The sequence below is a fragment of the Haloarchaeobius ordinarius genome, from assembly GCF_051801355.1.
Lineage (GTDB): Archaea > Halobacteriota > Halobacteria > Halobacteriales > Natrialbaceae > Haloarchaeobius.
Window position 1 is genome coordinate 1,573,171 of record NZ_CP196560.1, and the last position, 21,315, is coordinate 1,594,485.

Annotated in this window: 21 protein-coding genes and 1 pseudogene; 9 read left to right on the top strand and 13 right to left on the bottom strand. The window is 66.6% G+C overall.

Going from position 1 to position 21,315, the window contains the following annotated elements:
• Nucleotides 1–44: 44 nt before the first annotated feature.
• Nucleotides 45–2,471, bottom strand: a pseudogene (locus ACSC1R_RS08230) (glycoside hydrolase family 15 protein); the annotation flags it as partial.
• A gap of 318 nt (nucleotides 2,472–2,789) precedes the next feature.
• Here ACSC1R_RS08230 and ACSC1R_RS08235 point away from each other — a divergent pair.
• On the top strand, nucleotides 2,790–3,920 hold the full coding sequence (locus ACSC1R_RS08235) for an ABC transporter ATP-binding protein (protein WP_439028581.1): 1,131 nt from the start codon (nucleotides 2,790–2,792) through the stop codon (nucleotides 3,918–3,920).
• A gap of 99 nt (nucleotides 3,921–4,019) precedes the next feature.
• On the opposite strand, the gene ACSC1R_RS08240 is transcribed toward ACSC1R_RS08235, so the two are convergent.
• From ACSC1R_RS08240 to ACSC1R_RS08255, 4 genes are all read right to left on the bottom strand, one after another.
• Entirely contained in the window at nucleotides 4,020–4,313 is a 294-nt protein-coding gene (locus ACSC1R_RS08240; RefSeq protein WP_439028582.1) for a DUF3006 domain-containing protein, read from the bottom strand.
• Nucleotides 4,310–5,752, bottom strand: coding sequence for an MBL fold metallo-hydrolase (locus tag ACSC1R_RS08245; RefSeq protein WP_439028583.1), 1,443 nt, complete (start codon nucleotides 5,750–5,752; stop codon nucleotides 4,310–4,312). The genes ACSC1R_RS08240 and ACSC1R_RS08245 overlap by 4 nt, the downstream gene beginning before the upstream one ends.
• Nucleotides 5,753–5,966: 214 nt before the next feature.
• Entirely contained in the window at nucleotides 5,967–8,024 is a 2,058-nt protein-coding gene (locus tag ACSC1R_RS08250) for a glucan 1,4-alpha-glucosidase (protein WP_439028584.1), read from the bottom strand.
• Between the two features lie 243 nt (nucleotides 8,025–8,267).
• Nucleotides 8,268–9,578, bottom strand: a complete 1,311-nt coding sequence (locus ACSC1R_RS08255) for an NUDIX domain-containing protein (RefSeq protein ID WP_439028585.1) — start codon at nucleotides 9,576–9,578, stop codon at nucleotides 8,268–8,270.
• 84 nt (nucleotides 9,579–9,662) lie between these two features.
• Between ACSC1R_RS08255 and ACSC1R_RS08260 the strand changes: the two genes are divergently transcribed.
• The 3 genes from ACSC1R_RS08260 to ACSC1R_RS08270 are packed head-to-tail and all read left to right on the top strand — an operon-like array spanning nucleotide 9,663 to nucleotide 11,954.
• Nucleotides 9,663–10,163, top strand: a complete 501-nt coding sequence (locus tag ACSC1R_RS08260) for a metallophosphoesterase family protein (protein ID WP_439028586.1) — start codon at nucleotides 9,663–9,665, stop codon at nucleotides 10,161–10,163.
• Nucleotides 10,164–10,219: 56 nt separating this feature from the next.
• The gene (locus tag ACSC1R_RS08265; RefSeq protein WP_439028587.1) at nucleotides 10,220–10,978 is read left to right on the top strand and encodes a coenzyme F420-0:L-glutamate ligase; all 759 of its coding nucleotides are present in this window, start codon (nucleotides 10,220–10,222) and stop codon (nucleotides 10,976–10,978) included.
• Nucleotides 10,971–11,954, top strand: coding sequence for a 5,10-methylenetetrahydromethanopterin reductase (locus ACSC1R_RS08270; RefSeq protein ID WP_439028588.1), 984 nt, complete (start codon nucleotides 10,971–10,973; stop codon nucleotides 11,952–11,954). The genes ACSC1R_RS08265 and ACSC1R_RS08270 overlap by 8 nt, the downstream gene beginning before the upstream one ends.
• On the opposite strand, the gene ACSC1R_RS08275 is transcribed toward ACSC1R_RS08270, so the two are convergent.
• Entirely contained in the window at nucleotides 11,902–12,153 is a 252-nt protein-coding gene (locus tag ACSC1R_RS08275; RefSeq protein ID WP_439028589.1) for a hypothetical protein, read from the bottom strand. The genes ACSC1R_RS08270 and ACSC1R_RS08275 overlap by 53 nt on opposite strands.
• A gap of 72 nt (nucleotides 12,154–12,225) precedes the next feature.
• Between ACSC1R_RS08275 and ACSC1R_RS08280 the strand changes: the two genes are divergently transcribed.
• The 5 genes from ACSC1R_RS08280 (at nucleotide 12,226) to ACSC1R_RS08300 (ending at nucleotide 17,501) form a co-directional block, all read left to right on the top strand.
• Nucleotides 12,226–12,456, top strand: a complete 231-nt coding sequence (locus ACSC1R_RS08280; protein ID WP_439028590.1) for a DUF7573 domain-containing protein — start codon at nucleotides 12,226–12,228, stop codon at nucleotides 12,454–12,456.
• Nucleotides 12,457–12,754: 298 nt separating this feature from the next.
• Nucleotides 12,755–13,747 carry an AAA family ATPase gene (locus ACSC1R_RS08285; protein WP_439028591.1) on the top strand — a complete coding sequence of 331 codons (993 nt, stop codon included), beginning with the start codon at nucleotides 12,755–12,757 and terminating at the stop codon, nucleotides 13,745–13,747.
• On the top strand, nucleotides 13,744–14,757 hold the full coding sequence (locus ACSC1R_RS08290; protein ID WP_439028592.1) for a DUF58 domain-containing protein: 1,014 nt from the start codon (nucleotides 13,744–13,746) through the stop codon (nucleotides 14,755–14,757). The genes ACSC1R_RS08285 and ACSC1R_RS08290 overlap by 4 nt, the downstream gene beginning before the upstream one ends.
• The gene (locus ACSC1R_RS08295; protein WP_439028593.1) at nucleotides 14,754–17,027 is read left to right on the top strand and encodes a transglutaminase TgpA family protein; all 2,274 of its coding nucleotides are present in this window, start codon (nucleotides 14,754–14,756) and stop codon (nucleotides 17,025–17,027) included. The genes ACSC1R_RS08290 and ACSC1R_RS08295 overlap by 4 nt, the downstream gene beginning before the upstream one ends.
• A gap of 180 nt (nucleotides 17,028–17,207) precedes the next feature.
• Nucleotides 17,208–17,501, top strand: a complete 294-nt coding sequence (locus tag ACSC1R_RS08300; protein WP_261649976.1) for a translation initiation factor — start codon at nucleotides 17,208–17,210, stop codon at nucleotides 17,499–17,501.
• Nucleotides 17,502–17,618: 117 nt separating this feature from the next.
• Here the strand turns inward: ACSC1R_RS08300 and ACSC1R_RS08305 are convergent, their stop codons facing one another.
• The 7 genes from ACSC1R_RS08305 to ACSC1R_RS08335 form a co-directional block, all read right to left on the bottom strand.
• Nucleotides 17,619–18,002, bottom strand: a complete 384-nt coding sequence (locus ACSC1R_RS08305) for a rhodanese-like domain-containing protein (RefSeq protein ID WP_439028594.1) — start codon at nucleotides 18,000–18,002, stop codon at nucleotides 17,619–17,621.
• Between the two features lie 403 nt (nucleotides 18,003–18,405).
• Nucleotides 18,406–18,942, bottom strand: coding sequence for an NUDIX hydrolase (locus tag ACSC1R_RS08310; RefSeq protein ID WP_439028595.1), 537 nt, complete (start codon nucleotides 18,940–18,942; stop codon nucleotides 18,406–18,408).
• Nucleotides 18,935–19,312: a hypothetical protein gene (locus tag ACSC1R_RS08315; protein WP_439028596.1), complete on the bottom strand. Its 378-nt coding sequence runs from the start codon at nucleotides 19,310–19,312 to the stop codon at nucleotides 18,935–18,937. Before ACSC1R_RS08315 ends, ACSC1R_RS08310 begins: the two co-directional genes overlap by 8 nt.
• A gap of 92 nt (nucleotides 19,313–19,404) precedes the next feature.
• On the bottom strand, nucleotides 19,405–19,818 hold the full coding sequence (locus tag ACSC1R_RS08320) for a DUF5809 family protein (protein ID WP_439028597.1): 414 nt from the start codon (nucleotides 19,816–19,818) through the stop codon (nucleotides 19,405–19,407).
• 24 nt (nucleotides 19,819–19,842) lie between these two features.
• A complete protein-coding gene (locus ACSC1R_RS08325) occupies nucleotides 19,843–20,265 on the bottom strand; it encodes a DUF5810 domain-containing protein (RefSeq protein ID WP_439028598.1) in 423 nt (140 codons plus the stop codon).
• Between the two features lie 44 nt (nucleotides 20,266–20,309).
• Nucleotides 20,310–20,780 (bottom strand): ribosomal protein S18-alanine N-acetyltransferase, encoded by a 471-nt coding sequence (rimI, locus tag ACSC1R_RS08330; protein ID WP_439028599.1) that lies wholly within the window; start codon nucleotides 20,778–20,780, stop codon nucleotides 20,310–20,312.
• Nucleotides 20,777–21,265 carry an HPP family protein gene (locus tag ACSC1R_RS08335; protein WP_439028600.1) on the bottom strand — a complete coding sequence of 163 codons (489 nt, stop codon included), beginning with the start codon at nucleotides 21,263–21,265 and terminating at the stop codon, nucleotides 20,777–20,779. The genes rimI and ACSC1R_RS08335 overlap by 4 nt, the downstream gene beginning before the upstream one ends.
• Nucleotides 21,266–21,315: the final 50 nt, after the last annotated feature.

Here is a 21,315-nt window from a genome sequence, read left to right on the forward strand (position 1 = left end):
TCCGTCACTATTGTTTGTACAACTTCCGTTGTACCCGGGGTGTTCTAGGACTCGTCGGCGTACGAGATGGTGGCCCGTGCGGTCGCCAGACCCACCGACTCGAGCGGGTCGTCACCGCTCGCTGCGACGACGGTGACCGCGTTGCGGCCGTCGACGAGCGTGACGGTCCCGTCGAACCCGCCGTCTGAGACGGGAATCGTCGTCGTCTCTGCACCCGTGCGAACGACGACTTCGGCGGCGTCGGTCGTCCCCGAGACCGACACTGTCTCCGCGTCGACGACCGGGTCGGGGAACGTCACCTCGAGCGTCGGTGCAGGTTCGGATGGATTCCCGTCCGCGTAGCGCGTGCGGGTGAACGCAGGCATCTCGACCGGTTCGTCCGCGTCGATGCTCCAGGCGAGGCGAACGAACTGTGCCATGCTCCACGAGAGGGGGGTGGCACTGCCCGTGCCCTCTCCGAACTCCCAGCCGTACTCCGTGGCGTCCTCGCGGTCCCACACCTGCTCGGGAATCATCCGTCCCTCGTTGGCGAACCGGGCCATCGTCCGGAGCAGGTTCGCTGGCGCGAGGTCGCCCGACTCGGTCCCCGCACGAAGCTCGTACTCGGCGCGCTCGCCGGTGAAGATGGGCCACAGCCGCCCCTTCGTGTTGGGGGCGACCGACCAGGGCGCACCCGACTCGCCCTCGCCGTAGCCGTCGCCGTTGTAGCGGTACCACGCGGGGCCGTCCGGCGTGTCCACCCGGATGGTCTCGTCGACGACCGCCAGCGAGTTCCGAACCAGGTCGTTCCCGGCGTCGACGATACCGAGCCGGACGAGTTCGAGGAAGCCGGCGTCGACGACGGCACGCTCGTCGAGCGTCGGCCCCCCGTTGGCGAGCCCGCGGTCCGCCCCGTCGTCGGGGTCGCGGTCGTCGTTCACCCGGACGTAGTACGGCGGTTCGTGGCCGTCCGCGCCTGTCGTGGTCGCACACCACTCGGAGACGCCGTCGCGCCAGCGGTCCGCGAGGCCGAGGTAGACCAGCGCGTCCTCGCGTTCGCCCTCGTCGGCCGCGATGCGGGCGGCACACGCGAGTCCGGCGACCTCGGCCGCGATGGTACTCGGCGAGAAACCGCCCTCTTCCTCCCAGCGTTCCTGGGCCGTCTCGGGGCCGCTCCGGGCCACGTAGTCCGCCGAGGCCCTGATGGACTCGTAGTCGTACGCGGCCTGCTCGAATCCGTGACCGTGGCGTTCACGCAGCTGGTAGGCCATCACGAGCGGGAACGCGACGTTGTCGAGTTGCTCGCCGCCCCAGCGGGTCCGGCCGTCGAGGTACGTGTTCTGCGGGAGGAAGCCCTGTTCGTCCTGCTGGACGGTCAGGAGGTACTCCGTGGCGGCGACGGCCGCGTCGACGTGGCCCATGGCTTCGAGGGCGGTGAACGCCTGGTAGAGGTCGCGCGACCAGACGAAGTTGTAGCCCACGTCGCTGGCTTCGTCGGCGATGACGCCCTTGCCCCACGGGACCGAGGGTGAGGCGATGCCCGCACCGTGGAACGTCTTGTCCTCGACCGCGCGGAGGGCCATCGCGGCGGTCCGGTACTGGGGTTCGAGGGTCGAATCTCCCGTGACCGACTCGGGCACGGCCACCTCCTCGAAGAAGGATTGCCAGGAGGCGCGGTAGTCCGCGCGAACCGTCTCGTACCCGCGGTCGAGTGCGCGCCGGGCCTCGGCGGTCGCGTCTTCGGCGGCCGCGTCCTGCACGAACCCGATGGCCGCGGTCGTCTCGACGGTCCCGGAGCCGAGCCTGCCCGCCAGGAAGAGGTTCCCGTCGGCCGACTCGCTCGGGTCCAGCGCCTCTCCCCGCTGGACGAGTGCCATCGCGGACTCGGACTCCACGTCGCCGACCGTCGCCCAGTCGAAGCCGTCGGCGGCTGCGACGCTCGCGGCGACCACGTACGGGTTCCCGTCGTCGTCGAGGACCGCTCCACCGGTCGGTGCGTCCTGTGCAGCCAGCGCGTAGCCGTCACCATCTGCGAGGCGGACGCCCGAGTCGCCCGCCGTCGCGGCGGCGATGGCCGGACGCGCGACGAGGTAGAGGTCGTACCCGTCGGCGGCGTCGAACGCAACGTCCATGAGGATGGCGTCACCTGCGGGGTCGGCCGCGTACTCGACCTGGAGCGACCAGTCCCGGTCGTCGGTCGCGGCGACCTCGTGGCGGTAGAGCAGGGCGTCGTCGGTGACCGGGACGACGTCGCGCTCGACCGGGTCGTCGTCGCGCCGGTCCCGATTGTGGGTCCGGACGACGTACCCGTCGCCGTCTGTCACGAGGAAGTCGACGGTGCGGAAGTGCATGAGGTCGACGCGCGGGAAGCGCGGTTCGGTGAGTGCACCCTCGGTCAGGGTGAACCAGACCCGAGAGGGGTCTGCTGTACCGTGGTCTGCGGCGGTCCCGAGTCCGTACTTCTCGCCGGTCGTCCAGAACGGGGCGAGTTCGACCGGGTCGAGTTCTGGCGTCGCGGTCGCCGTCGCGGTGGGCGTCTCGGTCGGCGAATCGTCCTCGTCGACGACGGTCGCCGTCCCATCGGCGTCACCTTCGCTCTGGCCGTTACAGCCGGCGAGGCCGACCGCCGCGACTCCGCCGAGGCTGCCGAGGAGGGCGCGCCGGGTCGGGCGCGTCCGTCCGTTCGTCGTTTCGTCACTCATTATCGTGGTAACTGGTGGCGTGGTTGGCAAAAGTGCTACGAAATTATGCATCACAGTTTTCGCTGAGAGGGCAAGAACTATACTGTGGGAAAACGACTCATGCCAATAATGGCTACTGTCACGCTGGACAACCTGCGAAAGGAGTTCGACAACGGGCGCATCGTCGCCGTCGACGACGTCTCGATCGACGTACAGGACGGCGAGTTCGTCACCGTCGTCGGCCCCTCGGGGTGCGGGAAATCGACGACGCTCCGGATGCTCGCGGGCCTCGAACGGCCCACATCCGGGAAGGTGTACGTCGGCAACGAGGACGTCACCGACGTCCACGCGCGAAAGCGCGACGTCGCCATGGTGTTCCAGAACTACGCGCTGTACCCACACAAGACGGTCGCCCAGAACATGGGCTTCGGCCTGCGCATGAGCACCGACCTCTCCAAGGACGAGCGAAAACAGCGCGTCCTCGAGACGGCCCAGATGATGGGCATCGAGGACTTGCTCGAAGACAAGCCCGACGAGTTGTCCGGCGGCCAGAAACAGCGTGTCGCCCTGGGCCGCGCCATCGTCCGTGAACCCGACGTGTTCCTCTTCGACGAGCCACTATCGAACCTCGACGCGAAGCTCCGGACCTCGATGCGGACCGAGATTCAGCGCCTCCAGGCCGACCTCGACACCACCGCCATCTACGTCACCCACGACCAGGAGGAGGCGATGACGATGGGTGACCGCATCGTCATCCTCAAAGACGGCGAACTCCAGCAAGTCGGTGCGCCCAAGGAGGTGTACAACAACCCGGCGAACGAGTTCGTCGGCGGGTTCGTCGGCTCCCCGAGCATGAACTTCCTCGACGTCGAGGTCCACGAGACTGGCGGCAGCCTCACGCTCCGTGGCGAGGGTCGCTTCGAGTACCACCTCGACGAGGCAGAAGCGGCCCGCCTGCGCGACGCGAACGCCGCCACGGAAGTCCGTCTCGGTATCCGCCCCGAGGACGTGTTCGTCACCGAGGGCGGCCAGAACGCCCAGCCGACCACGGTCGAGGTGCTCGAACCCATCGGGAGCGACAACTACCTCTACCTCGACCTCGGTGCGGACTTCATCGCCCGCGTCGACTCCGACGTCGAACCGGAGCCCGGCGAACAGATACAGGTCACCTTCGACTCCAGCGACGTCCACCTCTTCGACGCCGATACCGGCGAGTCGTTGTTCCTCGACCGGGCCGAAGAGCGGACCGTCACCGCCTGAATCTCCGTCTCACTCGAGTTCCTTCCGGGACTGATTCACATCGGGCGGCGTCACGAACCAGTGTCAGACCGAACCACCACTCCAGACCGACACTCCAGATTACTCCTCTTCGTCGTCCGAATCTCGCTCCGAAAGCGGTCGTGACAGCCGGTCGAACCGGCTTTGTGCAGCAGATTTTCTTCTCTGTGTCTCGTCAGGCTCGTAGGTGAGAACGGTCTGGTCGCTCCCGCCCACCCTGAGCGTGAATATCGCGTCCTGATGACGACCCTCCGGTGGCAAGAACGTTCGCGGGAAGACGAGCTCTGCGACCTGCTCTCCGTCGTCCTCACAGAGCAGGACTGCCTGGTCCTCCTCGAACCGGTCGAGCACTGCGGTGAACGTCCGCTCGGTCATCGGTAGTTCTCCTCTAGGACGGTCTCGCCGTTATCTGTTTGCACGATGACCGTGTCTCCATCGTTGTTCCAGACGGGAACAGTGCTCCCCCAGTAGAGGTCTGTCGCCGTGTCGTCGCCACTCCCGGTGTGCAGCGTTACGGAGGCTCCAGCCGCCAGCGTGAACCCATCAGGAACCGTGTAACTGCTCCCGGCGGCGTCACTGACCGTCCATCCCGACATGTCGAGGGGGTCGCTGCCGTCGTTGCTGAAGGTCAGGTACTCGTCGTTGAGGTTCGCGGATTCGGTCCCTCTCGCATCGGCGTGGACGTACTCGAGTGCGATACCACCGTCAGTTACCACCGGGGTGGGAGTGAACCGTTGCGGTGTCTTCGTGGGCTCACTCGGTCGGTCTGACACACCGTCTGTCGTAATCGTCTGTCTCACGGTGGCTGGTTCCATCGTCCCGGGGGCGACCGGCGCTCCGTCCCGAATCGCGGTCGGTTCGGTCGGTGCCTGACGCTGGGTTGCGATGGTCAGTGTCTGGCCGTCGGTGACGAGCTCGATCGAACCGTGGGTCGCCGTCCAGTACGCCGGGACAGACCGGTCGGCGAGTCGCTGGAGCACCGTCTGGTGTGGGTGCCCGTACTGGGAGTCGTACGCACTGGAGATGATGGCAACCGTCGGGGAAGCCGCGTCGAGCAGTGCCGCACTGCTACTCGTCTGACTCCCGTGGTGACCCAGTTTCAAGACAGTCACGTCGAGCTGGTCGCGCTGGTTCGCCACGAGATAGCCCTCGAGTGCCTCCTCGCCATCGCCAGTGAACAGGAACGAGATTCCACCGTGCTGAACCCGCAGTGAGAGACTGTTCTCGTTTCGAACCTCGTTCGCGATGTACCCTTCGGGTGGCGCGACGACGGACACGTCGACACCCTCGAACGGGATGCTATCGCCAGCACTGGCGCGATACAGCGGGACCTCGTGCTTCTCGACAGCATCGAGGTACCGAGCGAACGTGTTCGACGATGCGGCGAGCCCAGGGTCGTATATCGCTCCGACGCCATCGTACTGGGTCTCGAACGTCTCGATGACGACCGCGTGCCCGCCGATGTGGTCGGCGTCAGCGTGGGACGTGACGAGGTGGTCGATCCGTGTGATTCCCTGTGCTTCCAGATACTCGAGGACGTACACACCCCTGTTCCGCCAGTCGCCGGTGTCGATGAGCATCGTCTCGTTACTCGGGGCGACGAGCAGGACGCTCGTGGACTGGCCGACGTTGATGAAGTGAACGCCCAGCGTCCCGTTCGCGGTCGCTGGACTCTGTACTGCGGTGACGTCGGCCCGTGGCCCCTTCTCTGGCGGTGTCGTTGTGCCGTTCGACGTCCCGGTCTCGCCGACACAGCCTGCCAGTACGACGAGACAGACGAGCAAGACTGTCGTCCAGGACCGCGTGTTCCGCATACGTACTCTCACGCTTCACCGTCGCATATCCCCTCCGCTCACCCCCAGTTCGGCTCGTCCTCGACTTCCCGGGCGATTGTGTGGCCGGTCGTCGCGCCGAACGGAGAGACGGTGGCCGACAGACGTCGGCTTTCGAGGAAGGTCTGTGTCGAGTGCTGTGGGGTTCGACGGTGCCGGAGTACCAGCTCTGCGACCGAGTCGAATGGTGACGGTGTTACTGGTCTGCCAGGGCGCACCGCGCTTCCAGCAGGTCGTAGTCGTCCATGAGCGCGATGGTCGCCAGCCGGAGCGCGTGCGGCCAGCCGAGCGGGGTCGCACTGTCCGGTGTCCCGTCGTCGAACACCTGCTCGGGGAGGTAGGTGGTGTCCATGCACAGCGGTCCGCCGGGGAGGACGAGCGCGAGGAGGTCCCGTGCGAGTGCCCCGAACGCTTCGGCGCGGTCGTCGTCGTGGTCGTCGAGGATGGCTGCGAGGCTTGCAGCGGCGTGAGCCCCCCAGGCGGTCGACACCGACCAGATCTTCTCGGCGTGTTGCTCGCGCATCCGCCAGCCGTCACCCTCGTACCGGACGAGCCCCTCGACGTCGTCGCATGGCTCGCGCCAGAGTGTCTCGACGACGGTCTCGACGTGGGAGACGAGGCGGTCGAGGCGCTGGTCGTCGAGCGACTCGAACTGGTCGTAGGTCCGGTGGGCGCCCGCGACGGCCAGCGTCGCGGAGTCACAGCGCGCGTCGAGGACCGCACCGTCCTCGTCGTCGGTGTACTCGCGGAGCGCGTAGATTCCCTTCTCCTCGACCCACAGGTCGTCGACGGCGTCGTACACCTGCCGGGCGCGGGTCGCCGCGTGGTCCGTGATGTCTGTCCCGACCGCACTCGCGTCTGCGAGTGTCGCGTACGCTTCGAGGAACGTCGCGGTCGTGTGAGTGAACCGGCCGGTCATGTCCTCCCAGGCGTTCTGGCAGACCTCGGGGCGACCGTCGGCTTCGAGTGTGTCGTCGAGGCTCTCGATGGCACTCTCGAGCGTCTCGGTTACGTCCGTCGCGTCGTCGTCGTCCGCAGTCGCCTCGGCGTACGCCCCGAGGAACGCGATGACGCTCCCGGTCTGGTCGGCCTGGTAGTCAACGTCGTCGCCCGACTCGAGCCGACCGTTCGCCCAGCCAGGGGCGAGGCTGGCGTCGTGCGGCCAGACGCGGTGTGGCCACGAGCCGTCCTCGCGCTGGGTCTCACGGTAGGCCGCTGCACTCCGGTCGTGCCACCCGGAGAGTGCGAGGTCGTACTCCGAGGCGGCTTCCAGGAGGAACAGCGATATCTCGGCGTCGTCGCGGAACCACGTGTAGCCGTAGCCACCGGAGTAAGCGTAGAAGGGGTCGAAGTCCGGCCCGGCGATACGGAGGCCGGTCCGACCGGAGAGGAACGAGAGGACACGCAGGTCGGCCGCCATCACCTGCGAGTAGGGGTGGTCGCCGGGGACGGTCACGTCGACCTGCTCGCTGGCAGCCGCTTCCAGCGCCGCACCATCGGTGTACCTCTCGGCGAGGTCGTCGAGGTGTCCGAGTGCATCCTCACGCCCGACCTCGTCGCTGTCGGTGAGCAGCGACGTCAGCGTCGCACCGCCATCTTCGACGGGGAGGAAGGCGACGAGATTGCCGCTGAGGCGAGCCTCTTCGTACCGACCGTTGCTGATGGGGCGGGGAAGGTCGACGGGCTCGTCGTCCAGAATCTCGCCGTACTTCGCGGCGACCTGTCCCTGAATCTCGGTGAACCCGGTCGCGCTTCCGACGAAGTCGTGTTCGTCCGTGTGGAACACCTCGACGGCGTCGCCGTGGTGGAGTTGTCCGATTCGGGTGTCCTGCGAGTCGGGGGCGAAGCCGACGAACGCCACGACTTCGACTGAACCGGGGTCGAGCGAGCCACAGTCGAAGTACGTGATGTGGGCGTCCCCCAGAGTCAGGTCGAACTGGGTGACCGAGCCGAGGTGGGTCTCGTGTTCGGTGACGACGAGTCCGGTGTCCTCGTGGTAGTTCTGCGAGACCGTCTGACAGTGGTCGAACCACAGTACGTCGCCGTCGACGCGTAGTCCGACCCGCGACCGTTCCAGTCCGTTGAGTCCAGTGAGCGGGTAGCCGTAGTCGGAGAGAGAGCCGTCCGGGTCGACGTGCACCAGTCGACCGTCGAGCCCGGAGAAGTGGCCGGCCGTGGACCGACACTCGCCCGGGAACGCCGTCGCATCGTGCCTGTGATGTTTGTAATCGTTGAGTGCGTCCCGTAGTTGCATTACCCACAGCATGGACCCCCCACGTTATAACAGTTGGTGTAATAGTCGTTCAAAATTTCATCCCAAGAATTGCCAGTGCCGGTCTCGACGGCCAGACCGACCGCTCTCGGCCGACGGTTCAAGTACCAGAAGAGGACCAGACGGAGCGTGGTCTGAACCGTGCCGTCCGGCGGTCGAGGCGGGTGTGCGGCGTGCCCCGGACGGCGGCGACGAATCGCCAGTGCAGACGCCGCCTGTTCGCCCTTACGAGTCGTTCTCGGCCGGGTTCGCGGTTCCCGACGCGTCAGCGTCTCCGTCGTCTCCCCAGGCCGTGAGTGTCGCCAGTTCCTCGGCGACCTCGCGCACGTCTCGCGTATCCAGTTCCCCACGTTCGGTGACGATCGTGTCGACGAGGTGTGGCGGCGTCTCGTCGAATATCGGGTTCGAGACGGCCAGCGGTGTGTCTCCGTCGTAGACGGCCGAGCGTCGACCCGTCTCCAGGTTGACCGTCTCCTCGAGACTCACCTTGTCCGTCGCGGCCACGACGTACAGGGGTATCTCCTCGTGGGCCGCCGCGAGGGCCGCGCCACGCGTCCCGGTCTTGTTCACGACCGTCCCGTCGGGGAGCACCGTGTCGGCGCCGACGAGCACCGCGTCCACGTCTTCGGTGGCCAGCGTGTGTGCGACGCCAGCGTCGGTCACGAGCGTGACCGGATACTCGTCGAGCAGCGACTCCGCGACAGTGATGCCTTCACGACCCGGTCGCGACTCGGCGACGAACACCTCCGTCGGGTCGCCGTCGCGGAGCGCACGGAGGACCGTCCCCGAGTGCGAGAGCGTCAGCACCGACCTGCCGCCGACGAGCGCACCAGCCCGGACCGCCGCGTCGGTGTCGGCCGTCACGGCGCGCCGAATCCCGTCGATGGCGTACTGTTCCACGCTCGCTGCGGACCGGTCCGCGCTCGATAGCGCCCGGTTCACCCGGTTCTTGAGTACTGCCATGCTCGGCCGGGCTCGGAGGAGTCGCTCGCCGAGGTCGGCGAGTTCGTCCCACGCCTCGTCGTCGTCAGCCCCCTCCTGGACGAGGATACCGGCCCGGTCGCGAAGCACTTCTAGCGCCCTGAGCGACAGGTACGCCGCACCGTGCTGGTCGTCTGCGGTGATGCTCCGGACGGTCGGGGCTACCCGCTGGTAGGCGGTCCAGAGTTCCGGCACCGCGTCCCGCCGGGGAATCTCGGTCGGCGGAATCCACTCGTACTCGTCGTGTTCGTCGCTCAGTTCCACGTCCTGGGTCTCGCAGTCGAACAGGTACGGGTGGACCACCCAGTCCCGGTCCAGAGTCTCGTCGGTGAACCGGACCGGTAACCCGGTCCCAACCAGGTCGACCGCAGATTCGGCGAGCCCAGTCTCTTCTTCGATTTCGACGAGGACCTGCTCGTCGGGGTCGCCTTCGGCGAATCCAGAGACGCCACCCCACTGCCCGGTGTACGTCCCGACCGCGTCGCTTCGTCGGAGGACCAGCACGCTGCCCTCGTTCCGCAGGAACGCCGTCACGACGTGGGTTCCGTCGCTCATGGTCGCCCCGAGGGCCGCCCGCGACCTGAACGTTCCCCTCCGCGGGGACCGAGGTTTTTGTCGGCAGGGCCCACACCTCCTGGTATGGTTCGACTGGCCATCATCAGCGACACGCACGTCCCATCTCGCGAACCGGCCATCCCCGACTGGGTTCGCGAGACCTGTGAGAACGCTGACCACGTGGTTCACGCCGGCGACTTCGATTCATCCGAGACGCTCGAGACGGTCCGTGAGTTCTCGCCCGAACTCACTGCCGTCGCCGGGAACGTCGACCCACCGACACTCGACCTGCCGGAAGTCGCGACCCTCGAACTGGGAGGCGTCACGTTCGTCGTCACCCACGGGAGTGGCCCCCTCGACGGCTACCGTAACCGGGTCGTCGGCACGGTCGAGCGGACGGCCCAGCGCGACGCGGTCGGCATCTGCGGACACACACACGAAGTCATGGACGAGACGGTTCGCGGTGTCCGGCTCCTGAACCCGGGGACGGCGACCGGTGCAGCGCCAGCCATCGAAGCGACGATGTACGTTGCCGAGGTCGCAGACGGCGGTCTCTCCGTGGAACTCCGCGATGGCCCGCAGTAGGGGCACACGTTTCCAACATCGCGGGTCTTTTCTCCGGCGCTCGCACACCCCTGTGCATGGAACTACTGCCCGTGCCCGACGTCCCGGAGATTCGGGAGGGGGACGACCTCGCCGCCATCGTCTCGGACAGGTTCGACCTCGAACCGGACGACGTCGTCGTGGTCGCTTCGACCATCGTCTCGAAGGCGGAGGGCCGGTCCGCGGACCTCGCGGACTTCCCTGCCGGGCCGCGAGCACGCGAAATCGCACAGAACCTCGAAGCCATCACGGGCGACGAGAAGGACCCGCGGTTCGCGCAGGCGGTGCTGGAAGAGTCGACGGAACTGCTCATGGAGGAGCCCTTCCTGCTGACCGAGACGCGCTTCGGTCACGTCGGCGTCAACGCCGGTATCGACCGGTCGAACGTCCCCGGGCACGACCTGTTGTTGCTGCCCGAGAACCCGTCTGCGAGCGCACAGCGCATCCACGAGGGACTGGAACACGAGAACCCGGTCGTCGTCACGGACACGAGCGGTCGGCCGTTCCGCCACGGCCAGACCGCCGTCGCCATCGGCTGGGCGGGGATGCCCGCCAGTCGGGACTGGCGCGGTGAGCACGACCGCGACGGGCGCGAACTCGGCGTGACCGTGCAGTGCGTCGTCGACGAACTCGCGGCCGCGGCGAACCTCGTCAGCGGCGAGGGCGCGGGCGGCATGCCCGTGACGGTCGTGCGCGGCTGGGAGTTCGGCGACCTGGAAGGCCACGACGACGTGTTCCGCAACGTGGACTCGGACTTCGTTCGTCAGGCACTCCGGGGGTGGGAGTACGATGCGTAGACTCGGCATCGAACTCACGCCGGAACACCCGATGGACGAACTCGTCGAGACGGCACAGGCGGCCGAAGAAGCCGGGTTCGACACGGTGTTCGCCTCCTCGCACCACTTCAACCGCGACCCGTTCGTGGTCTGTGACCGCATCGCCCGCGAGACCGACCTCGACGTGGGGCCGGGCGTCGTCAACCCCTACGAGACACACCCGGTGTCACTCGCCTCGCGGATGGGGACCCTCGACGAGACGACCGACGGCCGGGCCGTCTTCGGCATCGGCGCGGGCGACCGGTCGGCGCTGTCGAACCTCGGGTACGAGCACGACCGTCCGCTCCGCCGGGTACTGGAGACGTTCAAGGTCGCCCAGCGGCTGTGGGACGGCGAGCGCGTCGACCACGACGGCACCTTCGAGGCGACCGCCGCCGAGTTGAACTTCGACGTCGGCCACATCCCGGTGTACGTCGGGGCGCAGGGCCCCCACATGATTCGCATGGCCGCGAAACACGCCGACGGCGTGCTGCTCAACGGCTCGCACCCGCGAGACTTCGAGTGGGCCGCCCACCGCGTCGAGGAAGGATTAGCGGAGCGTCCCGACTCTCGCGGCGAGTTCGACTTCGCAGCGTTCGCCAGCGTCTCCGTCGACGACGACGAACAGGCCGCCCGAGCGGCGGCACGACCACCGGTGGCGTTCATCGCGGCTGGGGCGGCCCCGCCGGTGCTCGACCGACACGGGCTGGACCACGACGCGGTGGCAGCCGTCGGCCAGGCGCTCGGCGAGGGCGACTTCGAGACGGCGTTCGAGACCGTCACGGAGCCGATGCTGGACGCGTTCTGTATCGCAGGCACACCGGCGCAGGTCGGTGAGAAGATAGGTGCGGTACTGGAGTACGCCGACAGTTTCGTGGCGGGAACGCCACTCGGGCCGGACCCGACTACTGCGCCCCGCCTTCTGGCGGCGGCGATCGAGCGAACGTCCGGACGATAGCGCTACCGAGGCCACCGAGGGCGAGGACGCCGAACCCGCCAGCGGCGAGGGCCGTCAGCAGGCCGCCGACTGCGAGCAGGACGAGCGAGATTGGGTCGCCGTTCTGGGCGACCTGCGTGAAACCCTCGATTATCTGTTCGACGTTGTGAATCGGGTCCGTCGCACTCTGCAGGACGGCCCATGGAAGTCCGCTTGCCATACCTGAGCGTACGAGTACTGGTACTTGGTTCTGTCCGTTGCCATCAAGACGATGGCGGGCCAAGGAAGGGGCATGCCACGGGACAGGTCGCTCGACGAGTTCGGGCCGTCGGTGACAGAAGAGCAACAGTCTGGTGAGGACGTCGACGGGTCCAGACAGGACGAGACCGCGGACGCCGAGCCTACAGTGACCACCTACCAGTGGTCGCCGGCGGGTGGTGAGTGTGCAGCGTGTGGGGCGTCGGTCGAAAGACGCTGGCGTGACCGGTCCGGGTTCGTCTGTGCTGCGTGCAAGGAGTGGTGAGTCGAGGGGACGCTATCGTGATATCGTAATCTTCCAGCACGAACCGGTTGAGACTGCTGGTAACCGCGGTGGGTGTGATGCTATTACACAGCAACGTTACAAGGATGGGGCCGCTAGTGTCACCAAATCCCACCGCAGTGAGTGGTTGGCTGGGCCGGGTCGCCAGTGACGTACCAGGTTACCGGATGCATACCGGGTAACCATACCGAACAAAAAAACATATGCAGGTGTCCAACCCACCGCATGACAACGGCCCTCCACCGTGCACTGTCGACCGGACTGGTCGGTCTATCAACCTATGACGGATGCTAACACCCCAGACGCTGCGCCGCAGACGAGTCGCCCTGAAACCACCCTGGATGCCCTTCCCGTCGACGACGCAGCACAGGTAAGTCGAGACGTCATCGCGAACGTCGAGAACGTCATCGTCGGGCACCACGACGAGATAGAGCACGTCGTGACGACCATCCTCGCCCGCGGCCACGTGCTGCTCGAGGACGTCCCCGGCGTCGGCAAGACGATGCTCGCCCGGGCCATCGCGGCCTCCATCGACTGTTCGTTCAAGCGCGTCCAGTTCACCCCGGACCTGCTTCCCTCGGACATCACCGGTGTGAACGTCTTCAACCAGAAGACCCGCGAGTTCGACTTCCAGGAAGGCCCGGTGTTCGCCAACATGCTCCTCGGCGACGAGATCAACCGCGCACCGCCGAAGACCCAGTCCGCCCTGCTGGAAGCCATGGAAGAGGAGCAGGTCACCGTGGACGGGACGACTCGCAAGCTCCCACAGCCGTTCACGGTCATCGCGACCCAGAACTCCGTCGAGCCGAACCGGACCTACGAACTCCCGCTCGCGGAGGTCGACCGCTTCATGAAGAAACTCCATCTCGGCTACCCGAACCAGGAGGAGGAGTCGGAGATGCTCGCCCGTGTCGTCGGCCACCACCCCATCGAGTCGCTCGAATCGGTGACCGACATCGAGACGATTCGCCGGGCACGCGAGACCGTCGCCGGCGTGACTGTCAAACAGGCCGTCCGCGACTACGGCACACGCATCGCCCAGTACACGCGCGAACACGCCAAACTCGGTGTCTCTCCTCGTGGTACCATCGCCCTCTTCCGGGCGGCCCAGGCCCGTGCCGTCCTCGAAGGTCGGGGTTACGTCATCCCCGAAGACGTGCAGGTCGAGGCACCGCGCGTGCTGAGCCACCGTATCCGGCTCGAAGCCAGCGGCCCCCGCGACCAGGGCGTCCAGGTCGTCGAGGAGGCGCTGGAGAACGTCCGGGTCGAATGATACTCACCAGACGTGGTATCGGCGCCGTCGCACTGGTGGTCATCACGGGTGCCATGGCGATTCGGTTCGGGTCACGCCAGCTCGGGGCCATCATCATCCCGGTCGTCGTCGCCGTACTCGGCGCGGGTATCCAGCTGTACCTGACCGGTCGACCGGAAGTCAGCCGGCGACTCCCCGACGAGGGATACATCGGCGAGACGAAGACGGTCGGGCTCGCGTTCGACCTCTCCTCGCCCGTCGGAGCACGCGTCGTGGACGACGTGCCGGCGGGGCTTCGGGCAACGGGGAACGAGTTCGACACGACCATCGGGACGAACGAACTGACCTACGAGATCGAATACCTGTTCCGCGGCCACCACGAACTCGGGCCCCTCTCGGTGACGGTCCGTGACGTGCTCGGCCTCGCGGAACGAACCTACACCTACAGTATGCACGATACGGTCCTCGTCTACCCCCGGGTCTACACCCTGACCGGAACGACCCGACACGACCTCAACCTCCTCCCCGAAGGCTCACCGGAATACAACCGCGAGGAGTTCGACAGCCTTCGCGAGTACGCCCGTGGCGACTCGCTCCGTGACGTCCACTGGAAGTCCAGCGCGAAACGACCACAGGACGACCTCGTCGTCAAGGAGTTCATCGCGGAGGACGACCTCGGCGACGTCCGCATCGCCGCCGAGGCGGCCGACGGCTGGGACGACGAGATGGCCGAAGCCGCCGCCAGCATCGCTATGTACCTGCTCGACGCCGGCATCGCGGTCGGACTCGCCGCGCCGAACGGCGACCTGCCCGTCAGTGCTGGAGCGGACCAGCGCGAGGCGATACTCCATCGACTCGCGACCGTCGGCCCGGGACAGGTCCCGGAGAGCTACCGTGAGGAAGCCGACATCGTCATCGTCGCCAGCGAGACCACCGGCGTCAGCGTCCAGATGCAAGACAGCGAGGTCCCGTTCGAGGCGTTCGTCGGTGACTCGACGACCGTCGTACCAACCCAGGAGGTGACCGCATGAGTACACGAACCGGCTCGGCGACGAGTACCGCCGCGACGACCGCTCAGGACGAGGTGAACTGGTATCGCCTGCTCGCTCTCGGCGGCCTCGCCGTGCTCACCGCGACGTGGGTGACGGTCCTGTACAAACTCACCCAGGTCGTCGGCGGGTCCGGCACACTGCTGTTCGCCGTCACGGTCTCCATCGCGCTGGCAGCCGTCCTCTCCCGGGTCATCGACGAGCGAGTCGCCGCACTCCTGACCGCGACGCTGCTGGTCGGGAGCTACGCGTTCTACATCCTCTCGACGCCGAACGGGCTCCAGGTCCTGTTACAGGCGTGGGACAAGATAATCGCCGACACCATCGCACTGCTCACGGGGCTCACCATCCTCCGACTGAAGGAGGCGAGCCTGTGGATTCTCGGGTTCGCACCCGCTCCCGTGTTCTTCTCGTGGTACCTCGCCTTCCGTCGACGCTACGTGTGGTCGGCGGTCACCGGGGGGCTCGCGTTCCTCGTCCTCATCCTGACGGGTGACGCGGCGACCTACCTCGGCAACCAGGGGTGGCTGCTCCGCGGGATGCTGTTCGGCGGGACGCTCGGTGGCATCGGGATGGTCGGGTTCGGCGAACTCGAACGTCGCGGTGGGTCCATCCTCCAGGCCGACGTGCTCGTCGTCCTGTTCACGCTGATGCTCATCGCGTCGGCCATCCAGCTCCCGTTCGCCGGGCAGGCCCTCCGGCTGTACGACAGTGGCCCGACGACCGTCGAGGGCAGCCTGACCGAGGCACCCGGCGAGACCACCATCCTCGGCTCCATCAAACTCTCTCCGGAGGTCCGGTTCACCGCCCAGATGGACGACCCGCAGTACATGCGGGTCGGTGCCTACGACCGGTTCACTGGCGGAAAGTGGATACGAACCGGGCAGTCGTACGCGTACTCCGGGGGGATAGACGGACCACCCGGTGAGACCGAACGGGTGAGCCAGCTCGTGACGATCAAGTCGAAACTGAACGTCATGCCGGCCGCGAACCAGCCCGTCCGGGTCGACGGCCAGGTCAGAGACTTCACCCGCGTCACCGAACTGGGCAACCTGCAGTCGTCGGTCCAGTTCCAGCCGAACGACACCTACCGCGTCATCAGTGAGGTGCCGACAGCCGGTCCCGCGACGTTGCGGACTGCCGGGACCGACTATCCCGACGAGATCGCGTCGCGGTACCTCGCGGCGAACAACCAGCCGGACTTCTCGAACGAGTTCGAACAGAAGACCCAGTCAATCGTGGACGACGCGGACGCAGAGAACCCGTACGAGAAGGCGAGAGCCATCGAGACGTGGCTCGAATCCAACAAGGAGTACTCGCTCGAAGTCAGCCGCCCGCGAGGGAACATCGCCGAGAACTTCCTGCTCAACATGGAGGAAGGGTACTGCGTCTACTACGCGACGACGATGACGATGATGCTCCGGGCACAGGACATCCCCGCACGGTACGTGGTCGGGTACACGCCCGGACAGCAGGTAGACGAGAACGAGTGGGTCATGCGCGGCCTGAACTCTCACGCCTGGGTCGAGGTGTACTTCCCCGACGTCGGCTGGATCAAGTTCGACCCCACGCCGGCTGGCCCGCGTGAGGCGGCCGAATACGACCGTGTCTCGGACGCACGGAGCGCTGGTGAACCGAACGTCGACACGGGTGAGAGCGAAGACAAGCCGCTCACGACCACCCCCGAACCGACCGCGACTCCGAACGAGACGGTCGGGCCGAACCAGACGCGGACGTTCCGGACGCCGAACCTCGGCCAGACGACGCCCCGGGCAGACGGGCAGTTCAACGGTTCGTTCCCGACCGCGACCACCGGGAACTCCGGCTCGGGCGGCTTCGACGGCTTCGACGACGGGGAACGACGCATACTCGCGTTCGGGTTCGTCGCCATGGTCGGCCTCGCCGCGAGCGCACACCGCGCCGGCGTCACCGGTGCCGTCCAGCGGGCGGCGAAGATTCGCTGGCAGGGGACGAGACGTGACCCCGAGACCGACGTGGTCCGTGCCGTCGAACGGCTCGAACTCCTGCTGGAGCGAAAGTACCGGCCGAGACGTGCCCAGGAGTCGCCGCGGCGTTACATCAACAAGCTCTCGGTATCCGGGCTGGACGCCAGAGCCGAGCGCGTCGGTGAACTGCACGAGAAGGCGGTGTACGGCCCCGGTGTGAGCCAGGCCGAGGCGGACGAGGTCGTCGAACTGGTCGACGCCATCGTCCGGGCGCACACCCCGCTACTGCGACGGTTCGCAGGCTGAGGGTCGACGACGTCCACCGTCGGCCTCGCTCGTCATCGGCCCCCTATTAATACCGGTCGCCGAGCAGACTTCCGACATCGGCCGTATCACCGAAGACGGCTGAAATCACGGCGTCGGTTCCGTTCGTTGCACGCACACCCGATAGTGTTTAATAGGGCGATTTCGTATGTCCGGATTGTAATGTCGGAAGTCTGCTCGACGTGTGGATTGCCCGAGGAACTCTGCGTCTGCGAGGACGTCGCCAAGGGTGATACTGAACTCACAATCCGCATTGACGAGCGCAGATACGGTAAGGAAGTAACGGTCATCGAAGGGTTCGGTTCGAAAGACGTCGATCTCGACAGTCTCTCGTCCGACCTCAAATCGAAGTTCGCCTGTGGTGGCACGGTCGAAGACGACCATATCGAGCTGCAGGGCAACCACTCGGGCCGCATCGAGGATTTCCTCCGCGACCGCGGATTCAACGTCGCCTGAATCCACGCGTCACCGTGTCTTTTCGGTTTCACAGGGCGCGATAGCCCCGCTTTTGGCCCTTCCACGTCGTTCTCTCTCACCGAGTCGTCGACACGCCCGAAATCAGGACGACGCGGCTCAGAACGGTGCGTCGGTCGCGGGCTCGTCGGATTCGTCGTCGTTCGGCTTCCCGGTCTCGGAGGCATCGGCACCCTCCTCGAACGCCCACTCCCACGCCTCCAGTCCGCCGGCCATACTCTCGACGGTCCCGTCGAACCCCTCGTAGGACCCGATGAGGCGGGCGGCCTGCACGCTGGCTTTGCCGTGCGGGCAGACGGTGACCACGTGGTCACAGCCTTCGAATCGTTCGACGTCCTTCGCGAGCCGCTGGAAGGGCAGGTTCGTCGAGCTGGGGATGTGTGCCCGCTGGTAGTTCAGTTCGTTGCGGATGTCGACCACACAGACCTCTGCGTCCGCGTCGAGCAGCTCTTTCACCTCGTCGGGCTGTATCTCGCCGTCCATCGTTGCCGGTAGTTGTCCAGCACGCGGGTTAAGCGTGCTGGAGCAAGAACCTGCTGCGCTGGCAGGATTCAAGTACGAGTGAGCGGCCAGTCCCGCTGATGCGGTGAGAGTCGCCCACTGTCGAACGAGGCTGGTGTCCGGTGCACCGGCAGTGGGACCGCGGTGCACCGGCTGTCCGCCAGAAGATTCCCGGCGCCGAATCCCTTCGGTAGCTGTACGCGCTGACCAGCGGGACCGACGTGGACGTGTTCACGTTGCCCGTCGTGAGCAGACTACTGTCGCCGCGACCCTGACCGACGCTGTTCTGGTCGTCGAACACCCGGTTGCCGTCGAGCCGGAGGTCCGAGCTGGGGGCGGCTGCGAGCGCGTCGAGTTCTCACTATCGGTCTGATGCTCTCTGGAGCTACAGCAACCCGTCTTCTTTCGCCAGTAGCAGCCCTTCGATGGTCGCGTCGTTCGTCGGCTGCTCTCGGGCACGGTCGATAGCGTCCTCGATGGGGACCGTGTGGATGGTGAGGAACTCGTTGCTGACGAGGTCGCGCTCGCAGGGTTCGAGCCCCTCCGCGAAGACGATACCGCGCCGATGTCGGAGCACGCCAGTCGAGCACCAGTACTCCTGCAGGAGCGAGACGCCCGCCGGGTCGAACCCCGTCTCCTCGCGGAGTTCGCGCGCACCGGCGGTCGTGAACGATTCACCGTCCTCGACGATTCCAGCAGGGAGTTCGAGGTGTGTCTCGCGGATAGTCGGGCGGTACTGCTCGACGAAGAGGACGTCGTCGCCGGTGGTCGCGACGACGACCACGGCGCGAGGGAGCTCGGCCCAGTAGTACTTCTTCTCGCTGCCGTCGGGCTGTTCGACGCGGTCGTAGCCACCGGTGTACCAGCCGGTCTCGTACTCGGCTTCGGACTCGAGGACCGGCCACTGGTCGTTCTCAGGCATCAGGTGACTGTGTAATCGCCAGGCGGTAAACCGTACCGTTTCGCTGGACGTAAACGGTGTCTCCGGAGACTGCCTCGGCGTTCCACGTTCGGAGGGAGGAGAACTCGTCGAACGGTGAGTGGGTGAACGCCTCCTTCACGCCGAACGGCCCCTCGTAGTAGGCGGCCGACCGGCCGTCGTCGAGGGCGCCGAAGACGTACTCGTACCGGCGTTCGGAGAGGTTCGCGGCGTCGACTGCGGCGTGGTCTGTGTCGACCTCGGTCGCGGTCACGTAGTACGGGTCACCGCTCTGCAACAGGGAGGGAAGCGAACCCAGCGCGAGCAGGAGGACGACCAGACCGAGCAAGAGCAACACGTAGCGCTGTCGCATGTCGGGGCATTAGGATGGACGAAGTAAGGGGGTTTCGTCGTCGGTGACCGTGACCGCCGACGAACGTCAGCAGTCCGCGGTGCGCTCGGCAGTTAGAGGCGCGACCGGTAGATGCGCCCGAGCGCCTGTCGGCGAAGCGTGCCGACGGCGGCATCCTCCTCGTTCTGGAAGGTCGCTGCGACGGCCTCGTCGGCGAACGGTGCGGCGTGCCAGGCGACGTTGTCGACGTTCTCACTCCCGGTTTCGGTCACCTCGCCGTCGAAGCCATCGCGCCAGTCCGCGAATTCCTCGCGGGTGCCGACGTGGACGGCGAGTTCCGCGGCGAACAGTACGTCGCGGGCGGTCTCGACGACGTCGCTATCGACACGGTCCTGGTACTCTTGGCGGTCGAAGCCCATCGCGCGCGTCGTCTCCTTGACGACGAGCTGTGCGGTCGGCCCGGCGGACTCGTACGCTTCGCGGGCCTCGTCTTCCGTCTCGGGCGTCAGGTTCCCGACGGTGTGCATGGTCGGACTCGTGTTCCCCGGCGGTTACTCGTTTTCGGTGTCGGTCGAGTGGTCCGAATCCGCCTCGTCGTCACTGGATTCGTGCATCCGCCGCGTGAGTTCCCGGGCCTCCTGTAGTACGTCGGCCTGGTCGCCGGTCAGGTCGCCGCGACCGCCAGCGCCACGCCCGACCTGCTCGGCGACGGCGTCTTCGAACCGGCCGTGCCCGTGGTCGTGGTCGTGCTGGTGCGTCGTGTCCTCGAACACCTCGTCGAATTCGGTTTCGTCCACGTGTTCTGCGACGACCGGCCCGAGTTCCGTCGGATTCGACGATTCCCAGTCGGGGGCGTGGTCGTCGAGCCAGTCCTCGTGGTCGTCGCTGTGGAGCATCGCAGTGAACGCGAGGTGGTTCGCGAGGTGCTCCGCGTCGGCGTGTGGGACCTCACACACTGGACAGGCGTATCCCATATGCAGGGAGAAGAGAGCGACGCGTAAAACGGTGGCCTGTTGGTTCAGAGTTCCTTGACCATCACGAGCGCGGCTTCGCCGTCGTCGTAGTAGCGGGGCACGCGCCGGAGTGGCTCGAAACCGAAGTCGCGGTACAGTGTCTTCGCCGGGTCGTTGGTCTCTCTGACCTCGAGTTTCACCGACGTGGCGTTCTGGGACGCGAGCGTCGCGATGGCGCTGGCGAGCAGTCGTCGGCCGATGCCCTGGCCGCGCCGTTTCGGGTGGACCGCGAGGTCTTTGACGTGGCCGAGGCCACGCCCGTGGTTCGGGATGCAGTCGGCGACGACGTAGCCCGTCACCTTCTGGCCCTCGGTCGCGACGAGGAAGCCGGGCGTATCGAGGAAGCGCTGAAAGGCGTCGAAGGGCCACGGCTGGGGGAACGACGACTTCTCGATGCGATAAATCGCGAGCAGGTCGGCCTGTTCGGCCGGCCTGATGGAGACGTCGTTCGACGGGTTCGGGGCCGTGGTTGTCACACCGTAGCCCTTCGCTCCCCGTGCCTATCAATCACATGGGTTCCGAACCGGAAGGTCAGGTAGAGGAGGGTGACCGCGGCGACGACCACCCCGACGGCACCGAGCGTGCCGAGCAGGCCAAGCGCGAGGATGAGCGTCGTGGCACACGCCGGCGGGTGGACGGTCTTCGTCACGCCCATCCCGGCGGTCGTGCCCGCGACGGCGAGTGCGCCCGCGAGTGCAAGCCGAGCCGAGGCCGGAGCGAACGGGGCGAACTGCGTGGTCGCGACCAGTTCTGGGGCCACGAGCTCGTGTGCGCCGAATCCAACGACCGCACCGACGGTGTGCCCACCGACGATGCGGCGTGGGCCGGAGTCACCGTTCGTCGCGAGTACGAACGCGGTCGGCCCCAGGCTCGGGAAGACGAACGGTAGCCCGGTCACCCAGGCAACGGCACCGCAGACGGTGAACAGCCCGCCTGCGACGAGGCTCTGACGGTGGTCCATCGGGACGGACTCCTCACTGGAGGGATTTCAGCGCGTCGAAAGAAGAGGTC